The following is a 12,035-nucleotide window of genomic DNA, read 5'->3' as shown; positions in this document are numbered from 1 at the left end:
GTATGCCGAAACAACATGGATGTTGTAGTTTCGGTAGTGAAGGATGAAAGTATGCAAACCGCCATGGACGGCTTTAGGTTTGTACCACCAATTTACATAGCCACAGCACGCTGCAGGAGGTTCCATCCAAAAGCACGATGGAATGACGGTACATCTTTTTTACTTTAGTGGGTGTTACAAAGCTATTTATCGATAGATTAAATTCTAAAAACAAAAACGCCAGCAGATGCTGGCGTTTTTAATATTCGTTTGAAAAGTTTTTACTTTTTCTTCTTAACGGCTTTTGCGTTAGGTAAGTCGGTAATTGAACCTTCAAAGATTTCCGCTGCTAAGCCGATTGACTCGTTAAGCGTTGGGTGAGCGTGGATAGTTAAACCAACGTCTTCTGCATCAGCGCCCATTTCTACCGCTAAACAGATTTCACCAAGCATTTCACCAGCATTGATACCAACAATAGCACCACCGAGTACACGGCCAGTTTCTTTTTCGAAGATCATCTTCGTTTTACCTTCAGTACGAGCTGAAGCGATAGCACGACCAGATGCTGCCCATGGGAAGTTAGCAACTTCAATGTTCAAACCTTCTTCTTTCGCTTCACGCTCTGTAACACCAACCCAAGCCATTTCAGGATCAGTATAAGCGATTGAAGGAATACAACGTGGATCAAATACGTGCTTCTTACCAGAGATAACTTCAGCAGCACAATGTGCTTCATGTACCGCTTTGTGCGCAAGCATAGGTTGACCAACAACATCACCGATAGCGAAGATGTGAGGTACGTTAGTACGTAATTCGTTAGATACGTTGATAAAGCCACGCTCATCAACGTTAACGCCCGCTTTATCAGCAGCAACTAAGTGACCGTTAGGCTTACGACCTACAGCAACTAAGATCTTGTCGTAACGAACTTGACCTTCAGGAGCTTTTTTACCTTCAAAAGATACATATAAACCGTCATCTTTTGCTTCAACTGCAACAACTTTAGTAGACAACATAATGTTGAACTTCTTCTTGTTGTAGTTAGTGTAAACTTTAACGATGTCTTTATCAGCTGCTGGAACTAATTGGTCTGCAAATTCAACAACAGAGACGTTAGAACCTAATGCTGAGTATACCGTACCCATTTCAAGACCAATGATACCACCACCAAGAACAAGCATTTCTTCTGGAACGTCTTGTAACTCAAGAGCACCAGTTGAATCGATAACACGTGGGTCATCGTTTGGAATAAATGGTAAATCGATTACTGAAGAACCGGCAGCGATAATTGCGTTGTCAAAAGTAATGTTAGTAACACCATCTGCACCTTCAACTGCGATAGTTTTGTCTGAAGTGAATTTACCGTAACCCGTTACAGTTTTAACTTTACGCGCTTTAGACATACCGCCTAAACCACCAGTTAACTGACCAATAACGCTCTCTTTCCAGTCACGGATTTTATCTAAATCAATTTTTGGCGTACCAAAAGTAACACCGTGAGACGCCATTGCTGCCGCATCATCAATTACTTTCGCAACATGTAGTAATGCTTTCGAAGGGATACAACCAACGTTCAAACAAACACCACCTAGTGTTTCGCGGCTTTCTACTAATACAACATCTAAACCTAGATCAGCAGCACGAAAAGCTGCAGAATAACCACCAGGGCCAGCACCTAAAACTACGACTTGAGTTTTAATATCGTTACTCATGTTTACCTCAAATTAAAAAAATAGTTGGCTTCAAAACGATTCGTCTCTAGCCAATAAAATGTCACGCTGTTAGCAGCCTGACATCAAAAATATGTTCATTTAAAAATTATGCCTAAGACAAAATTTTTAACGCCTTGCTAATTCGGTCGCAAGTTTACATTGTGTGACAATAAATCGCCAACTTTTAGCGAACAAATTCCACTAAAGTCGCATTAAATTTTCACTCCTTTGTAATCTTCAATGCACAGTCGCTTAAAAAAGCGAATACAGTAGACTCAAATTAGAACTTTAATTGCGGATAAATCCTTTTACCCGCATTGTCTTTATCAACTATAAAATGAGTTGACGAATATCCGTCATCATCGATGATAAGTAGACAGTGAAGCGTGCTGCTAAAGCACCGTCAATTACGCGATGATCGTAAGACATTGATAGTGGCAACATTAGTTTAGGCTCAAAATCTTTACCGTTCCACTTAGGTTTCATTTCAGATTTAGAAACACCTAAAATAGCAACCTCTGGCGCGTTAACGATTGGCGTAAATGCCGTACCACCGATACCACCAAGAGATGAAATGGTAAAACAGCCACCTTGCATATCTTGAGCAGTTAACTTACCGTCACGAGCTTTCATTGAAATTTCTAATAATTCTTTTGATAGCTCGTAAATGCCTTTCTTGTTCACATCTTTAACAACAGGAACAACTAGGCCATTTGGCGTATCTACAGCAACACCAATGTTGATGTATTTCTTCAGGATCAGACTCTCACCATCTTCACTCAAACTTGAGTTAAATACTGGGAACTCTTCAAGTGCCGCAGCTGCAGCTTTCAAGATAAATACTAGAGGCGTGATCTTAAAACCAAGCTTACGCTTTTCAGCAAGAACGTTTTGCTCTTTACGGAATGCTTCAACGTTGGTGATATCAGCTTCATCAAATTGTGTAACGTGTGGAATAGTTACCCAGTTACGGTGTAAGAATGGACCTGAAATCTTTTGAATACGACTTAGTGGTTTAGTTTCGATTTCACCAAATTTAGAGAAATCAATCGCTTTAGCACTTACAACTTGTAAACCACCTTCACCGCCAGCAACAGATGTATTCGCTGTTGCTTTAGGACGAGATAATTCGTATTTAACATAAGACTGAACATCTTCTTTTAAGATACGCCCTTTGTTACCAGTACCTTTAACAAGAGTTAAGTCAACGCCAAATTCGCGTGCAATACGGCGAATAGATGGTGAAGCATAAATACTACCTTGGCTTTGTTTAGTACCGGCACTTGGGTGATGTGGTACAGGCGCAGCCTTTGGTGCAGCAGGTGCAGCAGGAGCAACAACAGTCGCTTCTTTTGCTGGTGCTGGTGCAGCAGGAGCTTCGGCAACTGGTGCTGGAGCCGCAGCGCCAGCTGAAGTTTCAAGCATGACAACTAAACTGCCCTGCTTAACTTTATCACCAGCGGCAACGTTAACTTCAACAACGGTACCGGCTTCTGGACATGGTACATCCATAGTAGCTTTGTCAGTTTCTAAAGTAATTAAACCATCTTCTGCTTCAATGACGTCGCCTGCTGCAACTAATACTTCGATAACGTCAACTTCGCCATCTTCGCCAATATCAGGTACAACAACTTCAATAACAGCGCTAGCTGCTGCAGGAGCCGCCGCAGGGGCTGCTTCAACAACAGGAGCTGCTTCAACAACTGGAGCTGGTTCTTCTGCAACTGGTGCAGCAGGTGCTTCTGCTTCAGCAGCTGGCGCATCATCGCCAGCAGCTTCAATCATAACAACCAAATCACCTTCATTAATTTTATCGCCAACAGCAACTTTAATTTCAGTGATAGTTCCTGCAAATGGTGCAGGAATATCCATTGACGCTTTGTCAGTTTCAACACTAACTAGTGCATCTTCAGCTTCTACAGTGTCACCAACGGCAACACATAATTCAATGATTTCTACTTCATCGCCACCTACATCAGGGACTAGAACTTGTTTAATATCAGACATCTGTATTTTCCTTTCCAGTCAATTATGCGTATAGCGGGTTAATTTTATCTGCGTCGATACCAAAGTCTTTAATTGCTTTAGTAACTACAGCCATTTTGATTTCGCCACGCTGTGCCAATTCGTAAAGTGAAGCAACAACAATGTAGTTGTGATCAACTTCGAAATGACGACGTAAGTTAGCGCGTGAATCACTGCGACCGAAACCATCGGTACCTAATACACGGTAATCAGTATCGATGAACGCTCGTAGTTGGTCAGAGTATGCTTTAACGTAATCTGTTGCAGAAATCGCAGGACCATTATCGCTAGTAATTACTTGGCTGATGTATGGAACTTTTTGCTCTGCTTCAGGGTGAAGCATGTTGTAACGCGCTACTTCTTGACCTTCACGTGCTAATTCATTGTATGAAGTAACAGAGTAGACATCAGAAGAAATACCAAAGTCATTGGCAAGAATCTGTGCAGCTTCTCTTACTTGTAGCAAGATAGTACCTGAACCCATGAGCTGAACATTAGCTTTTGCTTTTTTGCTTGGCGTAACAGTTTCTAACTTGTAAATACCTTTAATGATTGCTTCTTCAGCATCTTGTGGCATTTCAGGATGTTGGTAGTTCTCATTCATTAACGTTAAGTAGTAGAAGATGTTTTCGTTTTCTTCGTACATTCTACGTAAACCTTCACGAACAATAACTGCAACTTCGTAGCCGTACGTTGGATCGTAAGTTACACAGTTTGGAATAAGGTTTGCTTGAATATGCGAATGACCATCTTGGTGTTGTAGACCTTCACCATTTAGCGTTGTACGACCTGCAGTTGCACCTAATAGGAAACCACGAGCCTGGCTGTCAGCTGCTGCCCATGCTAAATCGCCAACACGTTGGAAACCAAACATTGAGTAGTAGATGTAGAATGGAATAGTTGTCGCGTTACAAGTTGAGTATGACGTACCAGAAGCAACCCATGATGCCATTGCACCTAGCTCGTTAATACCTTCTTGTAATACTTGGCCTTTTTTATCTTCACGATAATAAGCAACTTGGTCAGCATCTTGAGGAACGTATTTTTGACCTTCGTTAGCATAAATACCAACTTGACGGAATAAACCTTCCATACCGAATGTACGTGCTTCATCAGGAATGATAGGAACGATACGTTTACCGATTTTCTTGTCTTTTAATAAGCTGTTAAGTACACGAACAAATTGCATTGTTGATGATACTTGACGCTCACCTGAACCTTTTAAGATTGCATCAAAGATTTTCATTTGCGGAATTTCTAATGCTTCTTCAGGTTGCTCTAAACGAGCAGGTAAAGAACCGCCAAGTGCTTCACGGCGTGCTGCCATGTACTTGTATTCGTCACTATCTTCAGGGAATTTATAGAATGGTAAATCTGCAATATCTTCATCGCTAACAGGGATGTTAAAACGATCGCGGTATTGTTTAATTGACTCAACGTCCATTTTCTTAACGTTGTGAGCAATATTTAACGCTTCACCAGATGCACCTAAACCAAAACCTTTAACTGTTTTAGCAAGGATTACTGTAGGACGACCTTTGGTTTCCATTGCTTTTTTGTATGCCGCGTAAACTTTAACAGGATCGTGACCACCACGGTTTAAGCGGTAGATGTCTTCGTCTGACATATTTGCAACAAGTGCTGCAGTTTCAGGATACTTATTAAAGAAGTTTTCGCGAGTGTACTTACCACCTTTCGCTTTACAGTTTTGGTATTCACCATCAACTGTTTCACTCATAAGTTGTAATAACTTACCAGAAGTATCACGAGCGATAAGAGCATCCCAGTATGAACCCCAGATAACTTTTACAACTTCCCAACCAGCACCACGGAAGGTACCTTCAAGTTCTTGGATGATTTTGCCGTTACCACGTACCGGACCATCAAGACGTTGTAAGTTACAGTTGATCACGAACGTTAAGTTATCTAAACCTTCACGAGATGCTAAGCCGATAGCGCCTAATGATTCTGGCTCATCCGTTTCACCATCACCTAAGTAACAGTATACACGTTGACCTGAACAGTCTTTAATACCACGATCCGTTAAGTACTTTAAGAAACGAGCTGTATAAATAGCTTGTAGTGGACCTAGACCCATAGATACTGTTGGGAACTGCCAAAAGTCTGGCATTAAGTGTGGGTGTGGGTAAGAAGATAAACCGTTACCATCAACTTCTTGACGGAAATTGTTCATTTGTTCTTCAGTTAAACGACCTTCTAAGAAAGCGCGAGAATAAATACCTGGAGAAATATGACCTTGAGCGAAAATGAAATCGCCACTGCCTTTTTCAGAAGCACCTTTAAAGAAGTGGTTAAAACCTACATCATAAAGCATTGCCGAAGACGCGAAAGAACCGATGTGACCACCAAGCTCTAAATCTTTTTTAGACGCTCGTAATACTAATACTAATGCGTTCCAACGAATTGCAGCACGGATGCGCGCTTCAATTGTTTGGTCAGCTGGCATGTGCGGTTCTTGGTTAACCGGGATAGTATTTACGTAAGCAGTTTTTGCTTCAAACGGTAAATGTGTACCACCGCGGCGAGCGCGATCAATTAGTGATTCCAATAATTGGTGTGCACGATGCGGACCTTCTTGTTCAAGAACAGCTTCTAAAGACTCTAACCATTCTTGCGTTTCTTGTGGATCAATATCGTGATTGAGAATATCAGTCATGTTGATTATTAACTCCAGTTATCTACAAATTAATTTAAAATTTTGTGTGTTAAAGATAGTTCAAAAATCAAACAATCTTCAGTTATCTTTGCCTTAAAAAGGCTTTTTATTGCGCTTAACGATATTTCAGTTTGTTTTATAATGCTTATAAAACGACTTCTATACCGATTGAAAGCGTCTTAGTGAACGAGTTACACGGGTATTTTCTTTACCCAGCTTAAGCATAACTTCTTCGATATAAGCGAGGTTTTTATGACTTGCGCCCCATGCTTTATTCGGTTCACCACTTAAAATACATTCCATTAATTGCTTTCTATAATGAGCAATACGTCCTGGTACTTCAGGACGTTTGGAAAGTACTTGTAAATTCTTTTCTATGTTTTCAATTAATAGCTCTGACATTGCTCGCGCTAAATGCAAAATTACTGCATTGTGCGACGCTTCACAGATGGCCAGATAAAAATCAAAAACCGTTTCCGCTTCACGGCGGAAATTTTCACTGATTTTGGTGTTCTCAATTTGAGCGACTTCAATCGCTTCATATTTTTGATTGATAACTTCAAAATCATTTTTGGTGCCTCGCATCGCTGCATAATACGCAGCCATACCTTGAACACCGTGACGAAATTCTAATAAATCAAATTGTGATTCATCTTTACTCGCCATTAATGCAAACAAAGGGTCTGAAAAACCTGAAAGCAGTTTTTCCTGTACAAACGTTCCACCACCCTGCTTGCGATGTACTAAACCTTTAGTCTCTAGTTTTTGTATCGCTTCGCGTAAACTAGGTCTCGATACTTCAAATTGTTCGGCAAGTTCGCGCTCTGGCAATAGTTTTTGCCCAGGCTTTAACGTGCCTTCAAGTATCATGGTTTCTAATTGATGCATAATTACATCAGATAGTTTTGCTTGTTGAATTTTTTTAAATGCCAAAACAATTCTCTTATTTAAAAAGGAAAGTTTACGGTAAAATGGTCTTACCAATTAATCAAAAACTCAAGCTAAACTAACAGATAATTTTACAAAAGTAAAATTTTGATGATTCACAAGATATGAATGACAAATTAACAATTGATAAAAAAATGTTCCAAAATACAGATTGGTCTTACCAATTAATAATTTCCTTTAGTGGTTTTTCCAATGGTTAAAATAGATATAGAATTAAAAAACATGCACAAAAAAGCCCGTAACTTAAATTACAGGCTTTAAGGATTTTTAGCTTTTATAAAGTGGGGATAGAGCTAAATTAAAGAGCCAAATTAAAGAATTAACTTAAAGAATTAAATTAACTAACCACACCCGCTAATGTCATAAATGCAATTGACGCTAATAACAATAAAACGTTACGTTTCGCTAAACGAACTAAAAGCGCAGGTTCAGCAGTTAAGTCTCCATCTTCAATTTTGTACTCTTCTGACTCTTTGGCTACTTCACAAAGGTATTTTCTCGGTGTGATATTGAAATTTAGCAATCCTTCTAACCATAGTGTTGATGCTCGAGAAAAGTGGCCAACTAACATATAACCAAATGCAGCAAAACGGGAAGGAATATAATCGATATAGAATAATAATTGGCGACCATGCTGTACCGCCGTATCCGGTAAATAAGACTCGCCTTCATCGTTTTTCGCATCATTAGCTAAGGCAACAAGAATTCGGTAAACCAATGCACCTTCAATTCCAACTATGACAAACACCAACATGATTGCTACGTAGTATTGGTAGTTTAGCCATACTAACGTTTGACCAAACGATTCACCTTCAAAATCTTGGCCTTGTTGTAACTCCATTTGATGATGACTAACCGCAACTTCATCGCCTCGCATCGCCGCATTTAAAAATGCTTTGTACGATACACGAGCTGCTGTACAACCAATACACATCACTAATATCGCTGTCGAGACGATAAACTCTATAAATAGACCATCAAAAATCAACAACACGAACCAAACTACAATTGCTGGTATTAACGCAAATAAAAATGTATTCACAGTGTTCTTGCTAATTTCGCCTTTTGACACAAAAGAGCGAACCAACTTTATATAGTGACTGTAAAAGTAATTGAAGCGCCAAAATCTAGATTGCAACATGCGTTCGCAGCTTAGGGCGATTAATAAGCTTATTAGACTCATCGGTGATCCTGTTATTAGTTAAATAATTCCTTTCCTACGAATCGCAGGTAATAAAGCTTAAATAGCAAAGCCTTAGGAAAAAACGACTTAATTAAAATATTACTCCCAGTACTCTAGGATTGCCAGAAAATTTAGGCATCTCAAAGCTTTTTTCTATCATTAACTTTAACCGGGGTTCAATCTGAGAGTATTTTTGCCAATGCTACCACCCTAGCTAACGATTAATCATTAAGCTTTTTAAGTATCTATCCCACTCAAACGAAGCGCCCGGATCAGTTTTACGTCCGGGTGCTATATCACTGTGCCCTGTTATTTGACTGCCTATATCTGGGTAGGTTTGGATAATACAGTCACTTAATTGCGTCAGTGTTATATATTGTTCATCGGTATAGTTAATATCATCGGTGCCTTCCATCTCGATACCAATGGAAAAATCATTGCACTTTTCTCTGCCACAATAATCAGAAACGCCTGCATGCCAGGCTCGTTTATCAAAGGGTACGTATTGGATCACACTGCCGTCACGGCGCACTAAACAATGAGCGGATACTCTTAACTTATATATGTCGGCAAAGTATTCATCTTCATCAGGATTTAACTGACCAAGAAAAAGATCGGTTATGTGGTTCGAACCGAACTTACCTGGTGGCAGTGAAATATTGTGAATAACCAACAAACTGATGTCTTCACATTCACGATTATCGCAATGTGGTGACGGTTTAATTTCAAATGGGAACTCAGCAGTACCGTCTAACCATCCGTTTTTTATTGAAAATTTACTTGTCATACTATTTATCGTTACGCTTTTTCATTAACATAGAAGCTCTGCTTATATAGCAACCTTTTTAAATGCATATATAAAGCAGAGCTCGATACATGTATTAATTACATATAACATCTTATTTAGCATCAGGTATTTATCCAATTGAAAGATTGAGTTAAAGCCAGAGCTAGAATCGAGATTAAAAAACACATTAAAAACCATATTAAAACCTAAATTAAAAACCTAAATTAAAAACAGGGTTAACAATAGAGTAGCACTATGTCGGAAATGGATGACAGTAAAAAAATCGGAAAAGCAATGCTGTGGATGACATGGTTAATATTGTTTTGTTTACTTGTGTGGTTTTTCCAAGATGTTTTAGATAAACAATGGAATCCAAATACAGCGCCTGAAATTGGTTTATCCGAAGATGGCAATGCAACAGTGACACTAGAGCAAAACAAATATGGTCATTACGTCACCATGGGTTCAATTAATGATACCAATGTCATTTTTCTGCTCGACACCGGTGCTACCCATGTATCGATACCAGAGCAAGTAGCGCAGCACTTAGATTTACCAGTGCAAGGCAGTCATTATGTACAAACCGCTAATGGCAGCGTCAAAGTATATGAAACCGTGATTGAACAATTGAGTATTGGCAATATAATCCTTTATAATGTGCGCGCTAATATTAACCCTGGTATGAAGTCTAATGAAATATTGTTAGGCATGAGCGCATTAAAGCAACTAGAATTTCATCAATCAGGCAAATACTTACATTTATCTGAGCAGCGATAATTAGCAAACACATTTTATTTTCATATTAAACAGAGATCAGTGATGCATAACTCACAAATTCAAGTAAGCGATGAACTATTAAAAGACATTGAAAGCACAGTAACTTGGGCACTTGCCGAAGATCTTGGCGCCAAACCAGGTGAAGCACCGATTGCTAGCAATGATATTACCGCTGAATTAATTCCAAGTGATGCTCGCGCCGTTGCAACGGTTATCTGTCGTGAAGATTGTGTTATTTCAGGTGTTGCATGGGTTAATGAAGTATTTAAACAATTAGATGCGTCCGCTAATGACACCACACAAATCACTTGGTTTGTGCAAGATGGTCAGTCAGTAAAAGCAAACAGTACGTTATTTGAATTAAACGGCAACGCTCGTTTACTTCTTACTGGCGAGCGCACTGCCCTTAACTTTTTACAAAGCTTATCGGGCACTGCAACACTAACTCAACAGTACGTACAAGAGTTAGAAGGCTCTGAAACTAAATTGCTTGATACTCGCAAAACAATCCCAGGCATGCGCAGCGCACAAAAATACGCAGTAACCTGTGGCGGCGGTCATAACCACAGAATTGGTTTATTCGACGCCTACCTTATTAAAGAAAACCACGTGAATGCCTGTGGCGGTATCGATAACGCCGTAGCACAAGCTAAAGCAAACCACCCAGGTAAAACGGTAGAAGTTGAAGTTGAATCACTCAATGAACTTGAGCAAGCACTTAACGCTGGTGCCGATATCATTATGTTAGATAACTTCACACCTGAGATGATTGATACTGCGGTAGTGCTGACTCGCGGCAAAGCAAAGCTTGAAGTATCAGGTAATATGACCATTGAAAAGTTAAAAGCTTATACGGCAGCGAAAGTAGATTTCATTTCAGTTGGCGCATTAACCAAACACGTACAAGCAATTGATTTGTCAATGCGCTTTGCTTAATCGCTAGCTAAACTCGATTCCCCGTAACAAATTAATGCGATTTCCTGTAACCAATTAGCGCGATTCCCTGTAACAAATTAACTCGACTCCCTGAATTTATTTCAGGGTCTCCAATACTGGTAAACGCCTAAAAACTACAAATCGACTTCCTCTGGTAAATAAACTCTACACCTTAAATACAAAATTCGACTTCCTGAACAACATACTCGACTTCCTGAACAACACATTCGACTTCCTAAACAACATACTTGACTTCCTGAACAACATACTCGACTTCCTGAACGAGTTTCAGGATCTCATATGTATATAAAAAGCAGTTAAATCATCCAAAAAATGCTCCATTTCTATATGATTTCAAAAGAAATGTATGAATAAATACATAGATTAAGCGTCAAAGCTAACTGAAATTAAACAACAAAACACATCCATAACGGCAAAAAATCGCCGCATTTTTATGCAAAAAGGCAAATATTTGCCGAAAAATGGTTAAAAACAGCTAATTTCGTGAAAAAATGTTTTACTTTTGTAACGAAGTGTTCCATATTTGTCTGTAGCCCCCAATAATAACAATCAAATTATATATAATGGATGTTTAATATGAAAAATATGAAATCAAACCAAGGTTTTACCTTAATCGAGCTAATGATCGTTGTTGCGATCATCGGTATTCTTGCTTCAGTAGCATTACCTGCATACAAAGATTACACTGATAAAGCAAAAGTTGGTAACGCTGTTGCCGCTGCAGCCGGTTATAAAGTAATCGTTTCTGAAAACTTCAGTACTTTAACTAACGGTAATTTATGTACAGGTATCACTAATGTTGTGGGTACACTTACATGTGATGGTGGTACATTAGAAGGGACTTACGATGGCGTTACTGCTACTTTAGTTCCTAACACAGATAACAACCCTATTACATGGACATGTAGCCACGATGTTGAAGATCTTATTGTAAATACATGTAACGATGCGCCACCAGCTGAATAAAAAATAATTATTACAAAAAAACCA

General features: G+C 39.2%; 9 protein-coding genes. 3 read left to right on the top strand and 6 right to left on the bottom strand.

The features are described 5' to 3' along the window. Window positions 1–260 precede the first annotated feature (260 nt). The 6 genes from lpdA to ampD form a co-directional block, all read right to left on the bottom strand. Window positions 261–1,691 (bottom strand): dihydrolipoyl dehydrogenase, encoded by a 1,431-nt coding sequence (gene lpdA / locus LT090_RS02880; protein WP_068544831.1) that lies wholly within the window; start codon window positions 1,689–1,691, stop codon window positions 261–263. Between the two features lie 330 nt (window positions 1,692–2,021). Continuing rightward, window positions 2,022–3,698 (bottom strand): pyruvate dehydrogenase complex dihydrolipoyllysine-residue acetyltransferase, encoded by a 1,677-nt coding sequence (gene aceF / locus LT090_RS02875; protein WP_068544833.1) that lies wholly within the window; start codon window positions 3,696–3,698, stop codon window positions 2,022–2,024. A 22-nt stretch (window positions 3,699–3,720) separates the two neighbouring features. Further along, a complete protein-coding gene (gene aceE / locus LT090_RS02870; protein WP_068544835.1) occupies window positions 3,721–6,393 on the bottom strand; it encodes a pyruvate dehydrogenase (acetyl-transferring), homodimeric type in 2,673 nt (890 codons plus the stop codon). Between the two features lie 159 nt (window positions 6,394–6,552). Next, window positions 6,553–7,326 (bottom strand): pyruvate dehydrogenase complex transcriptional repressor PdhR, encoded by a 774-nt coding sequence (gene pdhR / locus LT090_RS02865; protein ID WP_082897040.1) that lies wholly within the window; start codon window positions 7,324–7,326, stop codon window positions 6,553–6,555. Between the two features lie 352 nt (window positions 7,327–7,678). Next, window positions 7,679–8,524 (bottom strand): regulatory signaling modulator protein AmpE, encoded by an 846-nt coding sequence (gene ampE, locus LT090_RS02860; protein WP_068544838.1) that lies wholly within the window; start codon window positions 8,522–8,524, stop codon window positions 7,679–7,681. 214 nt (window positions 8,525–8,738) lie between these two features. Continuing rightward, entirely contained in the window at window positions 8,739–9,311 is a 573-nt protein-coding gene (ampD, locus tag LT090_RS02855) for a 1,6-anhydro-N-acetylmuramyl-L-alanine amidase AmpD (protein WP_082897041.1), read from the bottom strand. A gap of 255 nt (window positions 9,312–9,566) precedes the next feature. Between ampD and LT090_RS02850 the strand changes: the two genes are divergently transcribed. The 3 genes from LT090_RS02850 (at window position 9,567) to LT090_RS17240 (ending at window position 12,011) form a co-directional block, all read left to right on the top strand. Beyond that, a complete protein-coding gene (locus LT090_RS02850; RefSeq protein WP_415918824.1) occupies window positions 9,567–10,088 on the top strand; it encodes a retropepsin-like aspartic protease family protein in 522 nt (173 codons plus the stop codon). 42 nt (window positions 10,089–10,130) lie between these two features. Then, window positions 10,131–11,024: a carboxylating nicotinate-nucleotide diphosphorylase gene (gene nadC, locus LT090_RS02845; protein WP_068544840.1), complete on the top strand. Its 894-nt coding sequence runs from the start codon at window positions 10,131–10,133 to the stop codon at window positions 11,022–11,024. A 597-nt stretch (window positions 11,025–11,621) separates the two neighbouring features. Further along, complete coding sequence (locus LT090_RS17240; protein WP_269466066.1) at window positions 11,622–12,011, top strand: pilin; 390 nt, start codon at window positions 11,622–11,624, stop codon at window positions 12,009–12,011. Window positions 12,012–12,035: the final 24 nt, after the last annotated feature.

Origin of the sequence: Thalassotalea crassostreae, from assembly GCF_001831495.1 — a bacterium.
Taxonomy (GTDB): Bacteria; Pseudomonadota; Gammaproteobacteria; order Enterobacterales; family Alteromonadaceae; genus Thalassotalea_A; species Thalassotalea_A crassostreae.
The sequence above is the reverse complement of the archived record's forward strand: the minus strand, read 5'-3'. Positions and strand labels throughout refer to the sequence as shown.